This window comes from Chryseobacterium taeanense (assembly GCF_900099685.1).
GTDB lineage: Bacteria > Bacteroidota > Bacteroidia > Flavobacteriales > Weeksellaceae > Chryseobacterium > Chryseobacterium taeanense.
The window spans coordinates 54,162-74,141 of record NZ_FNDW01000002.1; the positions used below are offsets into that span (position 1 = coordinate 54,162).

Here is a 19,980-nt window from a genome sequence, read left to right on the forward strand (position 1 = left end):
AGGGTTAATTAAAATGCGACGTTTACACCAAATACAAAGCTTCTTGCTTTTGGATAGGTACTGTAATCAATCCCGAAAGACTGAATACCTCCCTGAGAAAGCCCAGTGTTGATTTCCGGATCGAAACCTGAATATTTGGTAATCACAAACAGGTTCTGTGCGGTAAGAGATAATCTTATATTTCTGATATGCTCACCAATACCTAAAACCTTCGGATTAAGACTGTAGCCAAGAGTAGCATTGTTTAGCCTTAAGAAATCTCCTTTTTCAAGGTATCTCGTTGAGATTACATTGGTATTGTTCGTGCTTTCGTTAGGGAACTGTGTAGCAGCATCGGTTGTATTCTGAGAAAGTCCCAATCTACCTCTTGTAAATAAAGTAGAAGCGGTATTGTTATAAATCATATTTCCCGCAACCCCGTTGAAATTCAATCCAAGATCGAAGTTTTTGTAGGCAGCTTTCACATAAAAGTTGTACGTAAAATCCGGAAGAGCACTACCTGCGGCTATTCTGTCATTATCTGTAATGATTCCGTCGCCGTCTACATCTCTGAAAATATTAGTTCCGTTATCATTCAAACCTAAAAATTCTTTTACATAAAATGTTCCGATCGGCTGTCCGTTGATATATCCGTTGATAACTGCATTTGTGGTTCCAGGCCCCTGCGCTTCACCCGTAGAAATCACTCTGTATGGAGAATCTTTTACTTCGTTTTTAATGAATGCTGCATTTGCGCCGATGCTGTAGGTAAATGCTTTCGTAGGCTCACTGTTATAGTTCAGGGAAAGTTCCCATCCGGTGTTGTTGATCTTCATATTCGGGATATTCTTCCACATGGTAGGGGCTGGCTCGATCGGGTCTACAGGATTGATCTCCAAAAGGATATTGTCGGATACTTTTTTAAAGAAATCTACAGTACCTGTCAATCTGTTATTGAAGATTCCAAAATCCAATCCTACGTTGGTTTGTGTGGTAACTTCCCATTGAAGATCAGGATTGTCTGCTCTTACCAGGTACACCCCTACAGGATAATTCGAACTGTCATTCAAAGGATATGTTGCCTGTCCGCTACCGTCAGAAGCAGATTTATAGCTTCTTTTGGTCATTTTGCTAGGGATCTCCTGATTTCCGGTTTTCCCCCAGCTTACTCTCAGCTTTAAGTTGTTGATTTCATTTACACCGTTAAGAAAATTTTCTTTGCTGATATTCCAGCCAGCTGCAAATGATGGAAAAAAACCATAACGGTTATTTTCTCCGAATTTTGATGAACCGTCTGCCCTTAACGTTGCGGTGAAGAGATATTTATCATTAAAATCATAATTAATTCTTCCAAACCATGACTGCAGTTCGTTTTTATTTGCAATAGATGAAGATGTTGTATTATTCTTATTAGCAGCCCCGATTTGATACTGAGGCTCTATGCCGTTATTCGGAAATCCTGAATAATCCCAGCTTCTTGCCACCAGATAAAGCCTTTGATAAGACTGTCCCGCCATTACATTAAAATCATGATTGCTGATTTTAAATTTATAGGTTAAAGTATTTTCTACAAGCGTATTGTTGTTGGAGTAATAATTTAAATTTAAAGTTCCAATCTCCAATGGTACCGCGTGTGGTGTATTCTGAATTACCCTGTCAGCATTAGAGTAATCTATCCCCAGATTCAGCTTATAGGTTAAACCTTTAATGATCTCAACCGATGGCGAAATATTGGCTAAGATTCTGTTGTTGGCCGTAAAATCCTTATATATTTCCTGACGGATCAATGGGTTGAAAGCCCCGTTGCTGAAAACCGTCGTTGGCTCACCATTCGTATAAGCAGGATACGTAGGATTTAAAGTAAGCATTGTAGAAACCATGCTGGTAACGCTCGGTCTGTTGTTTTCGGTTCTGCTTCCGTTTAGGTTGAAGTCGATGTTTACTCTTCCGTCAAATGCTTTCTGCGAAATATTGATACGCCCTGAATATCTTTTCAGATTACTGTTGTACAGAATACCTTCCTGATTTTCATAGCCTAAAGCAGCATAATAATTGGAAGTATCCGTCGCTCCTGATGCAGAGAAATTAACGGTATTGGAAATGGCAGTTCTGGTAAGCTCGTCCTGCCAGTCGGTATTTCCACCCATATCGTCAAGCTTGGCACCCATTGCAGTAACCTGTCTTCTGAACTCATCTGCACTGAATACGTTCATTTTATTAGCCAGCTTGGAAATGGTAAGATTGGAAGAAAGATTCATCTGTGTTCTTCCTTTTTTACCTTTTTTAGTGGTAATTACAATAACCCCATTGGCTCCTCTGGCTCCGTAGATGGCTGCTGCGGAAGCGTCTTTAAGAACGTTAATAGACTCAATATCCTGAGGGTTGATGAAGTTCATAGGATTGTTGGCTACTCCTACATTGCTGTTATCAATAACGAAACCATCGATTACATATAGCGGAGTCGTTCCCGAACGTAAACTTCCCACCCCTCTGATGATGATATTCTGATTGGCTCCCGGTTCACCACTTACATTGGCTACGTTTACCCCGGCTATTTTTCCCTGTAAGAGCTGACCAACGTTTGCCACAAGGCCTTTATTGAAATCTTCACTCTTTATAGTTCCTACAGATCCTGTAACGTCAGATTTCTTTTGCGATCCATAACCAACCATTACGATTTCTTCAATATCTTTGAGCTTGCTGTCACTCTTAATGGTGTCGGATTCTTTTTTTTGTGCAAACGTTAAGCTGACACAGCCCATTAAAACAGTTGGCACGAGGTAAATACGCTTCATTCCTTAAATATTTTTGTGCAAAATTAGTTGCAGTTATCCTCTGCTTCCGTTAATTTACCGTTAAGTAACAGGTTTTTAAATTTAACAAAATGTAAATTTTATTGCGGAAAATTAAATTTCAGTAAACTTTATGTTAAGCAGAATAGGCTAAACAACTTCTAATGAACGGATCTGCTGTTAATATTGCATTTTGTGTTTTTAACTCTAATTTTTTCAATTTGTTTTTGATGTAATTTTGCCCATTCTTTTTTAAATACTCAATTATTAAAATAATAATCATTATGAATTTTATTTGTAAAAGCCTTAATGTAAGAGGGGTTGCTGTTCTGCTAATGCTTCTTATGGAATCTTTTATGTATGCACAAACCCAAAAGCCTGTTAATATCATTTTTATGATCGGAGACGGGATGGGTGTTTCGCAGGTGACTTCCGCATTCTACTTCGGGGAAGGAAAACCAAATTTCCAAAACTTTAAATATGTGGGTCTTTCGGAGACTTCCTGTACAAGCGATAGAGTAACAGATTCTGCGGCAGGTGCAACCGCTTTGTCGACTGGGCAAAAGACGTATAAAAGGGCTATTGGGCTTGATAAAGATTCTTTGTCTATCCCTACCATTCTTGAACAGCTTCAGGATAAAGGCTATAAGACCGGTCTGGTTTGTCTCACCAGCATTACCCATGCTACTCCGGCTGCATATTACGCACACGTAAAAGACCGCGATCTGCATGAAGATATTGCTCTGGATTTTCTCAAATCTGATATTGATTTCGCCGCAGGGGGAGGATTGAAGTTTTTTAATAAAAGAAAAGATAAAAGGGATCTTCTGAAAGATTTAACTAAAAAAAAATATAGAATTGACACGACATCTCTCTCAAAACCAATTGCCGGAAAGAGAAATTTATATCTGATGGCGCAGGATGAGCTTCCAAATAAAGTACAGGGACGAAAAGATTTTCTTCCCGAGGCAACTCAGACTGCCCTGGATTTCCTTTCAAATGATAATAAGCCTTTTTTTCTGATGGTGGAAGGCTCTTTCATCGATTGGGGCGGGCATGCCAATAATGCCGAAATGATGGTAAAAGAGGTTCTTGATTTCGACAAAACGATTGGGGTTGTTATGGATTTCATCAAAAAAAATCCTAATACGCTTCTGGTTGTAACGGCAGATCACGAAACGGGAGGAGCAAGCATCGGAAAATTCATGGAGAAAGATCCGGCTGGCGGAAAACTAAAGGAGGTGAAAGACAAGGTTCAGATTAATTTTATTGACGGACAGCACACAGCAGCTTTAGTTCCTGTGTTTGCAATGGGAAAAGGTGAAGAATTGTTTTCCGGAATATATCCGAACAATACGATTTATCACAAGCTTGTAGAAGCATTGAAGAAATCCGGTATTAACATTAAGTAAAGATAATTATGTTTTTAAGTCTTAGAAAAATCAGCCTTACGGTAGCACTAACGGTAGCAAGTATGGCTCTTGCACAACATTACACTGCGCATTCGCATAATGATTATGAACAGAAAGTTCCTTTCTGGTATGCACTGGGAGCGGGAGCAACTTCTATTGAAGCAGATGTCTTTCTCAGAAATAATGAGCTGTATGTCTCTCATGAGCAAAAGGATATAAATAAAGAAAAAACATTTGATAATCTTTATCTTAAACCTTTAGATAAAGCTTTGCAACTTGGGATTATTACCGATCAGCCGATCCAGCTCTTGATCGATCTTAAGACCGAAGGAGAATCTACCTTAAAAAGTGTTGTTTCTCAGATTTCAAAATATCCTGAAATCATCGGGCATAAAAATATCAGCTTTGTCATTTCCGGAAATCAACCGGCTCCAGAGAAGTTTGCGGCTTATCCCGATTTTATAAAATTTGATTACCAATCACTGGAAAATCTTACGCCACAGCAATGGCAGAAGGTAGGTTTAGTAAGTCTGAATTTTAAAAATTACTCCGTATGGAACGGGAAAGGTGCACCAACGGTTGATGATCTTCCTAAAATAACAGAAGTTATTAAAAAAGCGAAAGCCTTCCAAAAACCTTTCAGATTCTGGGCAATTCCGGACGGAAAATCATCCTGGGAGTTCTTCGCTCATGCGGGAGTTGATTATATTAATACGGATCATCCTAAGGAATGTGCAGATTATCTTAAAAAGCTGGATGAGAGAACTTTTAAAAACACATTGGTAAGCGAGGTTTATCATCCGAAGTTTTTGTATGAGAATAAAAATATCCCTGTGAAAAACGTGATTCTTCTTATTGGTGACGGAAACGGCCTTTCGCAGATATCATCTTCTGTTTTAGCCAACAAAGGGCAGCTTACTTTAACTCAGCTTAAAAATATAGGACTTATAAAAACAACTTCGGCGGATAATTTTACGACAGATTCTGCTGCGGGCGGAAGCGCTTTTGCGACAGGGCAAAAAACTAAAAATCGCTTTATCGGTGTAGATCCTTCAGGGAAAGCTATTCCGAATATGACTGAAATTCTTTCCGGGAAAGGTTTTAATACAGGGGTTATCACCACCGATGAAATTACTGGTGCAACGCCTGCCGCATTTTATGCTCATCAGAAAGATCGTGGCATGGAAAAGCAAATTGCTGAAGATCTTACGAGGTCTAAGCTTACTTTTTTTGCCGGGGGAGGAAGATCAAAGATTTCGGGTGTAGATCATTTTAAAGTGGCTGGAAATGCAAAGGATATTGCTGAAAGTAAAGCAGATCGTTTATCTTTTTACCTTTCCGACAACGGCGTGCCACAGGTGTTAAAAGGCCGTGGAAATATTTTGGCAGAAACCGTAGAAGGAGCGCTTGAGTTCCTGAATAATAAGAAAAAGCCTTTTTTCATTATGATTGAAGGAGCGCAGATCGACAGTGGAGGTCATGCCAATAACGTAGGAACTATTGTGACAGAAGGTATTGATTTTGACAGAGCCATAACGAAAGCCATACAGTTTGCTGATCGTAATCCCGGGACTTTGGTTGTTATTACTGCTGACCACGAAACGGGCGGCTTCAGTATTCCTCACGGAGATATGGCTTCAAGTACTGTAGAAGGTGATTTTACAACGGAGGATCACTCGGCGACGCTTATTCCCGTATTTTCTTATGGACCGGGAGCTGAAAGCTTTATGGGCGTTTATGAGAATAATGAAATTTTCCATAAGATATTAAAGGCTTTAAAAATAAAATAAGAACGATTTAATATTTTTGATAAACATCCGTTTCCGTGCGGATGTTTTTTTGTGGTTTTCTGGTTTAAAAGTAGTATAAGATTTCAGGTATTTGATTTATGCTTTGATGATTTTCTCAATGTGTGATTTTGCGGCCTGAAGCGCTTCTTCAGCTTCATCAAAAAGGATTTTCACTGATATCTGAAAGCCGTTCATCATAAAATAGGTCACTTTATTTTCCGTATCAAAGCTCAGAAAAGAAATATGATCTGCATTGATGATGAGTGGATGTCCTTCAGTTTTAGCCCTATCAATAGAGTTTGGCTTTCTTATACTGATGATGCCGGAGGATTTAATATAGATTAAACCATTTTTAGTCGTTTTTATCGTATAAGGCACTTTAATTTTCTTACGAATGTATTAAAACCTCGTACAAGAATTTAAAAACGTGGTATTTTTTGATGTGTTAAATGTTTGTAAGAATACGTTTATCTTTTCTAAAAGAATCTTATTTAACCTCTGTGGAAATTATTTTCAGCCTGTGCCTTCCGTAAGTGGATGTGTATATCGCTCGTAAGTGGAAGGTTACCTCAGCCGTAAGTGTGTGCTTACATCGTGCGAAAGTGTGCATAACTTCAGTATATCGTTTTTAATTAATAATCAATCCTCTAATGCTTTTCTGTTTCTATATGCATTGGGAGATGTTTTTTTGACCGATTTGAAGTATTTCCCAAAATGTGAATTGTCTGTGAATCCCAGTTCGTAGGATATTTCCGTTACGGAAAGGGTAGTGTGCAGCAATAGCCTTTCAGCTTCCAGAATAACTCGGTTTTTTATAAATCGCCCCGCACTTAAAGCCAATTGTTCTTTTATTAATGTATTTAAATAATTCGGACTAAGATTCAACATTTCGGCATAGGGAGCAGTGGTTTTAAATTGTTTGTAATGGAGATTTACCAATTCTGAAAACTTTTCTGTTATTTCTTTCTTATGGTCAGCGGGTAGACGTTGTGCTTTGCTTGTTTTTGCTCCTCTTATAAATCGTAATGTGAAGATCTTAAGCTGCATACAGATGATCTCTTTTGAAAAAAGTGTGTTTTTGAGATATTCTTTTCTGATCGCCTCGAAGTTTTGCCAAAACTCATTTCTGGAGGAAGTTTTTACATCAATGTTCTGTCGCATACCTGTCAGAGCGGTATCGCTTTTTATGAGCTTATTTCCTGTATAGACGTAGTTGTAAAATGATTTTGTAAAAAGGATTACATATCCTTCAGGACCGGATGACGGACTGAATTGGTAGACCTGATTGTAGTTTAAAAAGAAAAAACGGTCTTTTCTGAGATCATACATTTGGTCGTCAATCACCACCGATCCTGCGGCATCTTTAAAAAGGAAAACAGCATAAAACCGATTTCTCAATGGTTTCTGCATATGATGATTCTCAAGCAGTTTTGCAATGGGCATAATGAGAATTTCATTTTTGAGCGGATGTACTTTTTCCAGATGATGAAGATGAAGCGTCTTGATATTGTTTTCCAAAATATAAACTTTTCCGTAGTCTATAAAAATAAAAAAAATACCGCAGATATGTGCGGTATTTAGATTAGATCTTATTCAAAATTATGCTGTTGCTTTTTCGGATATTTTCTTCAGTTTTTCTGTGCTCACTACTTTTTTGTCTACGTAATCTGAATTCATCGCACGCAGAACAGCAAGATAGCTTACTCCGAAATCAAGCTCGTCGCCTACCTTGATGTCTTTTTCTTCATCGGTGATGTTCAGGATCATCATGTCGGAACTTGCGCCCAATACTTCGATTCCTTCAGTAAGTGGGGTTACCTGTTTCACATCAATATCAAGAACGCCGAGATCCACAATTGCTCTTACTGAGGTCTTGCCTCTGTCTTCCTGATTATATTCCGGGCTTTCTCCTGTGAGGTTTTTGCCGACTTTTCCGGTAGGAATCATTGGCTTTTCGTGGATTTCTATCACTTCTGCAGTCAGTTTGAAAACATCCCGGTGCATCCCTTTAAGGTAAGTGTCGTTAAAAACATCTGTTCCGAAAAACAAGGTTTCTCCTACCCGGAAATGATTGATTCCTTCGGGAACATTTCCGCTGTCAAGAAGAGGAATCGTTACGGATGACCCCGCACTGATGTATGGAATTTTTTTCTTAAAAGTCTGCTCGGCAATTCTTCGATACCTTACAAGTTGTGTCAGTTTTTCACGGTCGGGCAGAATCCCGTTAAGGCATTTTAGGTTGGTTCCAATTCCGGTAATTTCAATATTCGGAAGCTTTATCACCTCTGCATAAAATTCAAGCAGAGAATCTGCCATGATGCCTTCGCGCAGTTCGCCCATTTCGATCATAATGACAATCCTGTGGGTTTTGTGCTGTCTGAATGCTTCTTCCGATAATGCTTTTATGGTGTCAAGTTCGGAATTAAAACTTACATCAGCATATTTTACAATGCTTTTGGCGAGACGTTTTGCCGGAGGTTTAATGTAAACAGTTTTGGTTTCTGGCGACAGCTCTTTAATCTTTTTCAGATTACTGAGACGCGAATCGCAGACATCTTTGTCAATAACTGAAAGCAGGCTCTTCAGAAATGTTTCGTTTCCGCAGAGAAGTTTTGCTACCACCGCCCATTCGATCTGGTGTTTTTCAAAAATGTTATTTAAATGATTATAATTTTGAGCTAGTTTTTGTGTATTTAATGTAATGTAAGACATATTATTTTTTTAATCGCATTTCGATGTATTTGCTTGTGAACCCCATTTTTTCATAAAGGTGTTTTGCGGGGTTTTCGTTTTCACAGTGGAGTGCGATATCTCCGTCTGTGCTTTCGATCACCTTTTGTAATATTTTCTTTCCGATTCCTTGTCCTCTTACCGCTTTATCTGTGGCAATATAAACCAGAATGTTTTCCGGAATGTATCCCGTCATACCTGTTTTATTAACCACACATACGCCTCTTAGTTCTCCTGTAGATTCGTCTGCAGCGGTAACGATGAGGCCGCCGGGCTTATTGTTTTCTCCCAATGCATAGCTTATGGCTTTGGCAATATCTTCCTCGGAATCCCCATATTGTTCAAGATGCTTAAAAAGAAATCCTGTAATCAGGGTGATGTCAATAGTTTGTGTTGAATGTTCTGAGTTGTATATTTTTAATGTTATCATCTTAATTGTTATTAACCCGGAAAGGGCATGGTAATATCATATCCCAATGGCTCTTTGTTGGGTTCTGTAATAAGGTCGCTATCTTTAAAGAATAGTAACGGGACAGAGGTATTATTAATAATTTGCTTGAAAAAATTCTCGGCAAAGAATGACTTCCAGCTTTCCTCATCCTGATAATTCAGTATAATAAGGTCGAATTCAGCATCCTTTGAAGCCTTTGAAATTTCTACGGCTTTATCATTGCTTACGACAAAAGAAGCATAGTGTTCTGTGTCGGTACCTTTAAGCGACTCCCTTGTTTTTATAAAAGCTTTTCTGATTTCGTTGATTTTTTCGTCTCCGGAAACTCCCAATAGGCTTATGAATCCTTTGTTCTTTTCGGCAATAAGTTTAGAAATTGCCAGCTTTTCATTAAGCTTTTCAAGAACCCGTACCGGAACCAGAATTTTTTCAAAGGTATATTGTTGGGAATTTTCCGGCATCAAAAGAACTGAGCAGTTTGTACCGGTAAGAATCTGATATGATGAAGACCCCAAAATCAGTTCCCGAATTCCCTGTTTACCGGAAGTTCCTGTAATGACAATATCCACGCCTTCTGACTGAATAATTTTATTGATACTGTTGATTATAGTATCATTTCCGATAGCAGTCAGAAAAGTAACATCACTATAGGATTCCTGAAGAGAAAGTTTCATTCTTTCAAGGCTGTTTTCTGCCTCTTTGTAATGTTTGCTTACGGTTTCTTCCCCTACTACCTGTCTTCCTGTTCTGTCAATAATAAAAAAATTAGTGAAGTTATGGAAAAGGATAATACGTGCATGATGCCGTCTTGCCATGTGTATGGCAAGTATTGTTGCACTATCAGCTTTTTGAGTAAAGTCTATAGCGACGAGTATTGTTTTAATTTTTGCAAGTTTTTCCATATCATTGTGATTGCGAGTACAAAGGTACAGACAACAATATTCAGACCATGTCACAAATTATCGGGTTTATGGTATATTTTACTTGTTATATTGGTGAATTCTGCTATTAAGAATAAAACATAATATTTTATGTTTGGGAAATAAAATCACAATAGTCTCAATAAAAATTAAAGAAAGTAATGTTATTTTTAGATTGAAGTTTTTAATGATAATGAAATTATTTTAGAATTTATTTTTTTGTTTTTTCTCTCGTTCGATTTCTATTTAGTAAAGCTGAAGTAAATTTTTTTTGATTTTTTATTAAATCATAAAAAAATGGAGTTATTATTTGATGAATAATTTATTTATGGTTTGTGTCTTGTTTTTAAATTTTTGATTTTTAAGTGTTTATGTATTTTGTTTTAATTTAAATATTATATTTTATTTATTCAATTCAAGTTTTAAAAATTAGAGTAATCATCTGATAGTAAATATTTTCACTGTATATTTTTATTTCTTATTGCATTTGTATTTAAATTTTTAGTACTTTTGATATCAATACGCGGTGATATAAGATCTCTACTGAGAATTTTTTACCGTGATTTTGTATGAGAAATGAAGTAATTTTTATATTTTTACTATTCTGAATTTAAGTTAAATGTCTTATCTTTAGATATTAAAAATTATTTATTATGAATATAAAACTATTATTATCAGGAGTCTTACTATTATCACTTTTAGCGGCTTGTTCTGATAGAAATGATGAGTTGCCCTCGTCACCCGCTGAGCAAAGTAAAGTTTCCGTTTTTTCTAAAAATTCAAAAGAAAGTACGGAGGAGACAGCTAAAACAGAAACAGACAAAATAGTAGATGATTCACTGAAAACCAAGGAAATTATTAATGCAACACAACAAGGAATCCCAACAGTCAACCCAGACGGAACCACAACGCAGCAGGTTGCAGAAGACACAGGCGAGACAATCGACCCTACAAAACCGGATCGGCCTAAGTAAGCTGATTATTGAGATATCAGCATCTGCTTTTGTGGTTATTGCGGCTATATTACCATTTCTGAATAATATTGTCGGATATTTTATTGATGTAAATGTGCAACTGCAAAATAATGCCGGCGAAAGAAGGCTGGATCTTGATTCTGCAATTTACTTTTTATCAATACCGGTTTGTATGATACTACTGGCGTTGGGCGGTTTGTTCAAAGCCAACAGATTTACATTTTACGCAGCTTTAATATCAGGATATTTTCACTTAAGTACTTATGTGAAATTTGTTTTTTTCAATGAGAATAAGATTTCGGCGATTGCAGATATGGCCATCGTATCTCTGCTGATTGTAATTATTGTCTTGGTTTTTATGTTGGATAGTTATTACCGGAAGATTTATCTTCTGGATAAATTTAACAACAGCACGTTAGAGAGATTTTCTTCCATATTATTTAAACGAGTAGGAAAACATGAGCAGTCATAGAGAAAGATTAAAGATTCTTGTTGCTCTCTCGGATAAATTGTGGGAAGATTACGACAATACAGTAATATCTGAGGAGGAATACATAAGAAAAATGAATTTAGTAAAAAAAGAAATCAACAACGGTTTTATTAAAACCCTTGAGGAACTGGAAGTTTTTACTAGTGAGCTTGGTTATTTAGTCATGTCTGTGCCGACAAAAAGTTTTATGTACGGTTCGGAGAAGATTATAGTTAATAAGAACTGATTTATTCGGCGGATAATTTTGTTGCCAGAAGTATTTCATTTAAGATTTTATTTTGTTCTGAAATAGCTTTACTGTATTTCTTTTCAATTTTATTGATCTGGCTTTGTAAAAACATTAAACTTTTGTCCTGAGTATTATACTGGGCAAAAAGATTTGCAAGCAGATCACCAATTTTATCATTAATATCACTATTATAAAGATCACCAGACTGGTGGTCTTTTTCCTTTTGTACTACCATATTGTTTTCCAATTCGCCTTCACCTGTAATCAGCCACATCAGGTTATCGTTTAGATCAGGATATACTTTCAGAATCTTTGCAAGTTTATCTACTCCCAAATCACTTTTAAGACCCACACCTTTGAAATTGGACGCTGCGATACCTGTTTCTCTGTAAAAAGATTCCTTTTTAATATTGTTTTTTTCCAGGAAAATTAAAATTCTTTCTTTTGTGGTCTGAATTTTGTCCATAATTATTTTTTATTAGTCGGAATTTAGTCTATATTTGTCAAAGATAAAACAAAATTATAGAATAATAACATAAATGAAAAATTATATTCAATCTGCCAATGACTATTATAGTCATTTTGTGCAGCCTAAAGATTTTGTTGAGTTTGCATCAGGGTATTTACTTTCGGAAGGTATTTGCAGAATCGCAGAAGAAGAGCAATGTTTCTGGCTAATACAGATTATTTGTTTTCAGCCGAAAATGTCTGGAGATCATTTTTTTGAATCCTGGATTTTCAAAAGGGCAGAAGGTTTAGAATATATTCTTCAGGCTAAAGATTATGACAGCAATATCATTTTTGAAGAATCTTTCCCGTCACCGGATTTTTTCTTTAGTGAAATTATTATCTGGAAAGTGGGCAATTATCTACTGCTGCCAAGCGAATATGATGAATTTGTAAAAATGATAAGTGATAAAACAGATAGGTCTTATTGCTTAAATAACGATAATATAAAAAATAATTAAAATGGAAAAAACACTTATTAAAAAAACTAATTTCATGAGAATTAAACGTGCAAAGAAAAGAAATTCTGCCAATACATTATATGATATGTATAAATCAGTAGAAGATGTGTATGACTTCAAAGCAGGTTACCATATTTCTCAAGGAGTTTTTGATCTGACTAATGGTGAAGACTGCGATTGGTTATTAGAGCTTATTGTTCAGGAACAATCTAGACTGAACACTGAAGTGCAGAACTGGCATCTTAAGAGAATTGAAGGAGAAAATTTTGCACTGTACTGCACCAACGAAAACGGAGAAATTCTTTCAGAAGTACAGGATATTTCTCTTCGTTTTTATTTCGATGATCTCTATCTGTTGGTGAAGAAAAATTTGATATGCCTTCCGATCGAATCGAATATATATTCATAAATCTTTCATCAATACCTATATCGGTTTCATATATTGATATAAAACAACAGATGGTGGATAAAAATGATTGTACCGATTACTGAATAACGGCCGACATTTTTCTTACCGTATGAGCAGAAAAATATCCCAGTGCACCATTGCTGATATTGCTTGGTGGGTTTGCCGGTGTAATGCCACCACCAGCGCCTGTATCTGAAATCTCAAGAAGCGCAGAATAGAAAGTGTAGACACTCTCATCTATACATTGCATTTCTACATTGATGGTATCTCCGGCGACAACTTTTATATCATCCGGGTCAGTGTCATCGTTTGGTAATAGAAGGGGTCTCTGATTAGGCAGCCCATTATTAACATTATCAGAAAATTCTGAAAAAAACTTTTTTGGATTATTATTGACTGTAAAACTAAAAAGGTAGCGGTTTCCCAAAGCTGGCGGATCAACAAAAACAGGTAAAAGGGTATAAGTTGTTTCTCCTCCTACGGAAAAAGAGTCCTGTTGGAGATCATTAAAATCAACAGGTTGAGGCATTGTACTTTTAGCGAGATATTCTTTTCCCTCCGCATTTATTCTGAGGGTGTAGGTTCTTCCCGGTTCACCAGTAAATGTAGATGCACGGTAATTTCCATTTCCAATGTACTGAAGAGTTTCGGTATGTCCCAGATCGTCACTAATGACAACCTGAGCATTTTCTACTGCAGGATACTGATTGGTTGATGTGAACGCAACAGATTTTGTAATCCTAACAAAATATGGTTCTGACTGATCGGTAATATTGGCTTCAATCACGATTTGTCCGCTTTCATCCTCAATATCCAGGTCAATTTCTTTTTTACAGGAATGTAATGTGATGAATGATAATATAATGAGAAATATATTTTTCATGATTAAAATTTAAAATTATAAGTGATATTAGGAACCCAACGAAACAAAGAAGTCTGTATAGCTCTTGTCGTTCCGGGCTTATTAGGATTGTCTTCAAAGGTTATGGTATAAGCATTTTCACGGCCGTATATATTATAAACTCCAAATGACCATGAGCCTTTAAACCTTTTATTATTCACCGGTTCATAAGTAGCATTAAGATCCATTCTGTGATAAGCCGGCATTCTGTCAGCATTCCTGCTGCTGTATTGAAAAACAGTTTGTCCGTTAAGTTCATATTTTCCTGTAGGAAAAGTAACAGCATTACCGGTGCTATAAAGAAACAACCCGGAAAAAGACCATTTCGGATTAAGCTGATACGTTGCCACGATAGAAAGATCATGTGTCTTATCCATTCGGGCATTATACCATTTATTATTGTTGATGCCGTCGATTTTCCTTTCCGTTTTAGATAAAGTATAAGAAATCCAGCCTGTAAGTTTTCCGCTTTTCTTTTTGGCGATAATTTCAAGTCCGTACGCTCTTCCTTTACCAAAAAGAAGTTCGCTTTCAACATCGGCAGCAGTATCAAAAGTAATCTGTGCACCATTTTTATAATCAATCTGATGTTGCATGAATTTATAATAAACCTCTGCATTCAGCTCATAATTATTATTGCTGAAATTCCTGCTGTAGCCTGCACTTATCTGGTCTGCAATCTCAGGCTTCACCATAAAGCTGCTTCCTATCCATTGGTCTGTAGGATTTCCGCTTCCGCTGTTGCTCAGCAAATGAAGATTCTGTGTATTTCGGGAATACCCTCCTTTAATGCTGCTGACTTCGTTAAGGCGGTAATTTGCAGTGATTCTGGGTTCAAGATTTACGTATGTTTTTCCGAATTTCCCTTTTTCAATATATTCAGAATCCGTAATAATTCCATTTTCATATGTGTTAAAAGTATCGCCTCCTAAAACGCTGAACATTGAAAGTCTCACACCATAATTTACCGTAAGATTTTCTGTCATCTTATAATCGTCGTTGATGTAGAACGCATTTTCCCACGAATATCTTGGATTTCTTGGAAAGCTGCTCACACTCGTTCCGGAAGCGCTGCTAGGGGTAATTGTATGATAAATTGACTGAAGACCAAACTTTACGGAATGTTTATTCCCTGCAAACCAGGTAAAATCCTGCTTGAGATTCCAGTCTTCAATCTTGGAAGACAACCCAAAAGTATTATTGTTACTGCTTAAACTTACATTATAGTTGTAATTACTATAGATAAAAGAGGTATTGGAAAACAGCTTGCTGCTGATGATGCTGTTCCATCGAAGAGTTGCTGTGGTATTTCCCCAATCCGTTGAAAAGGTATCACCTAATCCCAGGACATCTCTACCAAAATATCCGGATAAGTAAAGCCTGTTGTTCTCATTGATCTGATAATTGGCTTTTAAATTTAAATCATAAAAATACAGTTTACTGTCTTTAAAATCATCCGTGCCTTTTAAAAAAACATCAGCATAAGTTCTTCTTCCTGATACGATAAACGAAGATTTTTCTTTTTGAATGGGTCCTTCTACACTCAATCTGCTACTAATAAGTCCGATTCCACCATTTACATTATAATCTTTATTGTTTCCGTCTTTCATTTTAACATCCAGTACAGAAGACAGTCGGCCTCCATATTGAGACGGACTGTTTCCTTTAATGATGCTGGCGTCTTTCAGTGCATCACTGTTAAAAGTGCTGAAAAAACCAAGTAAATGAGACGCATTGTAAACCGCTGCTTCATCAAGTAAAATAAGATTCTGATCTGTTGCCCCGCCCCGCACGCTGAAGCCGCTGCTGCCTTCACCATTACTTTTGATTCCGGGTAAAAGCTGAATGGTTTTCATAATATCTTTTTCACCAAAAAGAACCGGCAGTTTTTCGATATTTTTTATGCTTAATGTTTCTGTACCCATTTGGGCAGAGGTCAGGTTTTTGTCCTTTTTTACACCCGAAATCACCACTTCATCAATTTTTGCTGTTCTTTCCTCCTCCGGGCTTAGCTGGAGATCCAGTTTTACGTCGTCCTCAACTACAACCATCTGCTTAAAGTTTTTAAAGCCTGCATTTGATATGATTACATGATAATTGCCTTTTGGAAGAGACAGTGAGTAGAAGCCGTAATCGTTAGAAACAACAGAAATTGACGGATCTTCCGCTACTTTTACGGTAACACCGATCACTAATTCACCGTTTTTTATATCTTTCACCGAGCCGCTTACCGAATATTTCTGTTGTGCGAAAGCAACCATACTGAAACAAATTGCTGCTGCTGAAGTGGCTGTTTTCAAAGATAATATCTGCATATGGTCGAATTGATTATTATAGTTTTTTGAAAAAGATTAATCCGGCACCAAAATACGCTTTATAAATATAGATTACAAATGATTAATTGCTTGGAAATAATTTTTTTCTGTTAATAATAGCTCAATTCCAGCGGATCTGATGACTAATTTATATTCCTGTTTATAAAATCTGCCAGCATTTTCGTATTCCCACCGTAATGATGATCGCCGGCGATGTGTTTCATTTGGTAATTATTTTTCAGGATAATTTTCTGATAAGGAAAATGAGCAAACTCAAAATCACTGAGTACAACCATTACCGGGACATCATTCATTCGGTTAATTTCCGGAATCACTTCAAGGCTTCCCTTGATATCCTGGCCAAAATACTCTTCAAGATGAATTTTAAAATCATTACTTTTAGATGGCCCGATGATGAAAACTTTTTGAACTTTATTTTTTAAATCATCCGTAAAACGATTGTAAACAAAAGGAGTAACATCGGCACCGAAAGAAAATCCGAGAAGGATAACGTGCTGATTATTCCTGCCCTTAAGTTGTTTATTGATATAATGCTCTATATCGGAAGAGGTTTTCTGAGGCGTTTTCTTATTCCAGAAATAGTTTTTTGTATTCAAAGCAAATACATCGTAGCCGAATGTATGAAGATTTTCGCCGAGAGTCTTTGAGAAAGTATTAAAGCCGGCATCCCCGCTGATATAAAAGATAATCGGTTTATCGGAATGAGAGTTCCATTGTGTTATTTTAAAATCACTTTCAGAATTACAGCCGATCATTATCAGACTGACCGAAAAGGATATAATCAGATTGAAAATTTTTTTCATGGCTTCATTATTTTATTTAAAACGGAAGGCATTTGAAGTAAATCCAGATCATTATCATAAACGAGATATTTATTTTCCCAAAGGTCTGCGTACTTTTCCTTGAAATTTCTTAAAGTCTGATAATGCTTAAAACTTCCTACTCTTTGGTAAGCAAATTTTAAAACTTCTTCCGCAGTATTGCTGGGTTCTGTCAAGCCTGCCATAGGTGTCATTCCCATATTGATGAATTTCAGATTTTTATTCTTTGAATATTCTATAAGCTTTACAATCAGTGCATCTGTGCTGCCATTCGGAGAGTTTTCTGTTTTCCTTATCATATCGTAGCTGCATTCATCCGGGGCACAGTGAGGAATAATATTAAGAAAGGCAACACAGTTTCCTTCTGCGTCGGAAACGGTTATCAGATCTTGATTTCTTAAAACTTCCCGGTCGAACATACCCTCTGCAAAAACAATTTCTTTCCTGTCGAATTCTTTTAGCCATTCTGTCGAGACCCGTTCAATCTGGTTTAATATTTCCTCATTTTGTGGCGCGTATTTTATTTCTGCAGAATATCCTGATTTCTGAAGTGTATTAATCCCGTTTCTCAGCGATTTTCTTTCCTTTCCTGTCAGACTAAATTTTTCAGCATCAAGAATTGCATCCTGCCCGATAAATAATTTTTGCTTCCGGAAAGAATCAAAATAAATGAGACTGCTTTCTCCTACGCGATAATAAACTGTTTTAAGACTGTGATTTCTACAGTGTGTTTCAAATTCATGAATAAAACCGGTTTTATTACGTTCCGAACAAACAGGATCTTCCAGAACTACAGCAAATCCGTTGGCTGTTCTGTAGGACAAAAAACCTTCTCTGTTTTCAGTAAAAAACAACTGTTTTTCAGAAGTTAGTTTAAAATAATCCAAAGATGAGATACCATATTCCTCAACAAGATGTTCTGCATCGCTGTGATTTTGGTCATTGTTATGCTTTTTGTATGCATTTGTTTTATAGAATGAAAAAATAAGAACCAGCCAGGAAAGCGCACCGAGAATATAATTAAGCTTTTGAAAGTCTTTCGCAAAGCCTGTATGGGGTACTAATCCCGAATCTTTAAATAAGAGAAAAGTATGTAAAGTGTAGTAAAGTGCCTGTTGCTTGGTGAAATCTATTCCGAAATGAGATTTGCTGATGAAATAAAATGCAAGATAATTAAATACAAAGATTGTGGTAAAAATACCTATAAACCAACCAAATCCGCGTTGAAGGGAAATATTGCTGCTGCTGAAATGATATTCTTTACGGCTGTAAAACAGCAGTCCAAGAGTAAACAGCGCAAACAAGGCCTCTTCATAATCCAATGCTTTTGTAACATTGAATATTACAGAAGTTATGGCAAGTGCCACTGCAAAATACCATGCTCGTTTGGTTCCTTTAAACAAGTTTGCGGAAGTCACAAGCAAAAGAACCCCCGCAATAAGAGTAAGCATTTTTGAAAGATGAATGAAGTCTAACGACAGGTAATTTTTTACAAGCCTGAGCCGGTCTGTAAGTGCGGGTGTGATAACTGAAAGAATATTGATGATTCCCAATAAAAAGATCATAATCATGGGCAATAATCTGGCAAATAGCTTTCTGCCGCTCCAGAGAAAAGCCCCGATTCCTAAAATAAGCGGAAGCCAGAATTCAAAAAAACGATAAAGAAGAGTAATTCCCAAACCTTCAGCATGCTGATATCCGAAATTGGAAAGAATGTACGTCAGTGAAAATTCGACAGCTCCCAGTCCTCTCAGGAAAGGGGATACGATCATCAGTAAAACGGAAATAACGTAGGAAATGGCAGCAGCAGAAAAAGAATCCCGAACCCCGAAGGCATACATTGCGATCAGTAAATGAAAAACCCCGCAAAACTCTATAATAACAGATACAGCAACAGTGTACCAGAAATATTTCTTATCGATCTCACTGCTGAAAATCTCTTCAGAAGAACTTATTATTTTAGGAAATTTTCTTGCTAAAAAACGATAAAGCCCGTTTCTTTTTCTAAATGATATGAAAATGCCATATAGTATTAAAAGTAAAAGACATAATATCAGAATTGCGCCCCAGCTGCTCCCGAGATTTTTATTGATATAAGCCGCATAAACAAGAAGAGGAACCCCGACAATAAGTACGGTAAGAAGTCCTACAAAACCATAGATAGCACTTGCCTGATGAATCTTTGAAGATTTATATCCCAATATTCTTATGTTTCTGGGAAGGTAAGCCAATGAACTTACGCCGCCGGCAGGAAGGAAAACACTTAAAAAATTACGTTTAAGAAATAAACCAACAGCATCAGAAATACTGATAGTAAGCCCTGTACTTTTGAAGCTGGTTACATACATGAAAGCCTGAAGAAAAATATAAACAAGGGATAAAAAAACACCTGTAGATATCCATACCGGATCAGAACTACTTAATTGAGGACCGATAGATGCCAGTTCGTGCCTTTCACTTCTGAAAAAAACAAAAGCCAGAAGCAGAATGACGACGGCCACAATCTCTTTCCAGCGAATTTGTTTCATGATTCCTGATATATGGAGAGATTTCATAGACTTTAATTTATTGCAGTGTTGGTATAAAAATAATTAAAAGATTTGGATTAATTTCTTTATGAAAAGTATTTTTGAAAATATCTTACATGTATTTTAAGATAAATTTGTTAAATGTAATTAATTGTGGATTTTAACTTTAAAAAAGTAATGATAAGCTGTATTTTTTAAATAAATATTGTGATTTTAATGTTTTGGTTGAATATTTACCTTCATGGTTTTC

Annotated in this window: 18 protein-coding genes; 7 read left to right on the forward strand and 11 right to left on the reverse strand. The window is 36.5% G+C overall.

The window, feature by feature from the left end; all coding sequences use genetic code 11:
• Positions 1 to 8: 8 nt before the first annotated feature.
• Positions 9 to 2,774, reverse strand: a complete 2,766-nt coding sequence (locus BLR30_RS03400; protein ID WP_089854783.1) for a SusC/RagA family TonB-linked outer membrane protein — start codon at positions 2,772 to 2,774, stop codon at positions 9 to 11.
• Positions 2,775 to 3,055: 281 nt separating this feature from the next.
• Between BLR30_RS03400 and BLR30_RS03405 the strand changes: the two genes are divergently transcribed.
• Positions 3,056 to 4,183 carry an alkaline phosphatase gene (locus BLR30_RS03405; protein ID WP_089854786.1) on the forward strand — a complete coding sequence of 376 codons (1,128 nt, stop codon included), beginning with the start codon at positions 3,056 to 3,058 and terminating at the stop codon, positions 4,181 to 4,183.
• A gap of 8 nt (positions 4,184 to 4,191) precedes the next feature.
• On the forward strand, positions 4,192 to 5,973 hold the full coding sequence (locus tag BLR30_RS03410) for an alkaline phosphatase (protein WP_228400694.1): 1,782 nt from the start codon (positions 4,192 to 4,194) through the stop codon (positions 5,971 to 5,973).
• A gap of 96 nt (positions 5,974 to 6,069) precedes the next feature.
• Here BLR30_RS03410 and BLR30_RS03415 read toward each other — a convergent pair whose 3' ends face one another.
• The 5 genes from BLR30_RS03415 to BLR30_RS03435 form a co-directional block, all read right to left on the reverse strand.
• Positions 6,070 to 6,351, reverse strand: a complete 282-nt coding sequence (locus BLR30_RS03415) for a hypothetical protein (RefSeq protein ID WP_089854789.1) — start codon at positions 6,349 to 6,351, stop codon at positions 6,070 to 6,072.
• A gap of 261 nt (positions 6,352 to 6,612) precedes the next feature.
• The gene (locus tag BLR30_RS03420) at positions 6,613 to 7,491 is read right to left on the reverse strand and encodes a helix-turn-helix domain-containing protein (RefSeq protein WP_089854793.1); all 879 of its coding nucleotides are present in this window, start codon (positions 7,489 to 7,491) and stop codon (positions 6,613 to 6,615) included.
• Positions 7,492 to 7,572: 81 nt separating this feature from the next.
• Positions 7,573 to 8,685: an alanine racemase gene (locus BLR30_RS03425; protein ID WP_089854796.1), complete on the reverse strand. Its 1,113-nt coding sequence runs from the start codon at positions 8,683 to 8,685 to the stop codon at positions 7,573 to 7,575.
• A 1-nt stretch (position 8,686) separates the two neighbouring features.
• Positions 8,687 to 9,133, reverse strand: a complete 447-nt coding sequence (locus tag BLR30_RS03430) for a GNAT family N-acetyltransferase (RefSeq protein WP_089854799.1) — start codon at positions 9,131 to 9,133, stop codon at positions 8,687 to 8,689.
• Between the two features lie 11 nt (positions 9,134 to 9,144).
• Positions 9,145 to 10,056: a universal stress protein gene (locus BLR30_RS03435; protein ID WP_089854801.1), complete on the reverse strand. Its 912-nt coding sequence runs from the start codon at positions 10,054 to 10,056 to the stop codon at positions 9,145 to 9,147.
• Between the two features lie 671 nt (positions 10,057 to 10,727).
• Between BLR30_RS03435 and BLR30_RS03440 the strand changes: the two genes are divergently transcribed.
• Genes BLR30_RS03440 through BLR30_RS03450 form a run of 3 tightly spaced genes read left to right on the forward strand, consistent with a single transcriptional unit; the run spans position 10,728 to position 11,764 of the window.
• Complete coding sequence (locus BLR30_RS03440; RefSeq protein ID WP_089854804.1) at positions 10,728 to 11,048, forward strand: hypothetical protein; 321 nt, start codon at positions 10,728 to 10,730, stop codon at positions 11,046 to 11,048.
• Positions 10,993 to 11,520: a hypothetical protein gene (locus BLR30_RS03445; protein WP_139164579.1), complete on the forward strand. Its 528-nt coding sequence runs from the start codon at positions 10,993 to 10,995 to the stop codon at positions 11,518 to 11,520. The genes BLR30_RS03440 and BLR30_RS03445 overlap by 56 nt, the downstream gene beginning before the upstream one ends.
• Positions 11,507 to 11,764: a hypothetical protein gene (locus tag BLR30_RS03450; protein ID WP_089854809.1), complete on the forward strand. Its 258-nt coding sequence runs from the start codon at positions 11,507 to 11,509 to the stop codon at positions 11,762 to 11,764. Before BLR30_RS03445 ends, BLR30_RS03450 begins: the two co-directional genes overlap by 14 nt.
• Position 11,765: 1 nt before the next feature.
• On the opposite strand, the gene BLR30_RS03455 is transcribed toward BLR30_RS03450, so the two are convergent.
• Complete coding sequence (locus BLR30_RS03455; RefSeq protein ID WP_089854812.1) at positions 11,766 to 12,233, reverse strand: hypothetical protein; 468 nt, start codon at positions 12,231 to 12,233, stop codon at positions 11,766 to 11,768.
• Between the two features lie 73 nt (positions 12,234 to 12,306).
• Here BLR30_RS03455 and BLR30_RS03460 point away from each other — a divergent pair, with 73 nt between their 5' ends.
• Together BLR30_RS03460 and BLR30_RS03465 are read left to right on the forward strand one after the other, a co-directional pair.
• Entirely contained in the window at positions 12,307 to 12,735 is a 429-nt protein-coding gene (locus tag BLR30_RS03460; RefSeq protein ID WP_089854815.1) for a DUF6876 family protein, read from the forward strand.
• A 1-nt stretch (position 12,736) separates the two neighbouring features.
• Positions 12,737 to 13,144 (forward strand): DUF6876 family protein, encoded by a 408-nt coding sequence (locus BLR30_RS03465; RefSeq protein WP_089854818.1) that lies wholly within the window; start codon positions 12,737 to 12,739, stop codon positions 13,142 to 13,144.
• Between the two features lie 76 nt (positions 13,145 to 13,220).
• Here the strand turns inward: BLR30_RS03465 and BLR30_RS03470 are convergent, their stop codons facing one another.
• The 4 genes from BLR30_RS03470 to BLR30_RS03485 all read right to left on the reverse strand — a co-directional run bounded on the left by BLR30_RS03470 (position 13,221) and on the right by BLR30_RS03485 (position 19,757).
• Positions 13,221 to 14,027 carry a DUF4249 domain-containing protein gene (locus tag BLR30_RS03470; RefSeq protein ID WP_089854821.1) on the reverse strand — a complete coding sequence of 269 codons (807 nt, stop codon included), beginning with the start codon at positions 14,025 to 14,027 and terminating at the stop codon, positions 13,221 to 13,223.
• A gap of 2 nt (positions 14,028 to 14,029) precedes the next feature.
• On the reverse strand, positions 14,030 to 16,360 hold the full coding sequence (locus BLR30_RS03475) for a TonB-dependent receptor (protein ID WP_089854824.1): 2,331 nt from the start codon (positions 16,358 to 16,360) through the stop codon (positions 14,030 to 14,032).
• A gap of 143 nt (positions 16,361 to 16,503) precedes the next feature.
• A complete protein-coding gene (locus tag BLR30_RS03480) occupies positions 16,504 to 17,184 on the reverse strand; it encodes an AcvB/VirJ family lysyl-phosphatidylglycerol hydrolase (protein ID WP_089854827.1) in 681 nt (226 codons plus the stop codon).
• The gene (locus BLR30_RS03485) at positions 17,181 to 19,757 is read right to left on the reverse strand and encodes a phosphatidylglycerol lysyltransferase domain-containing protein (RefSeq protein ID WP_089854831.1); all 2,577 of its coding nucleotides are present in this window, start codon (positions 19,755 to 19,757) and stop codon (positions 17,181 to 17,183) included. Before BLR30_RS03485 ends, BLR30_RS03480 begins: the two co-directional genes overlap by 4 nt.
• Positions 19,758 to 19,980: the final 223 nt, after the last annotated feature.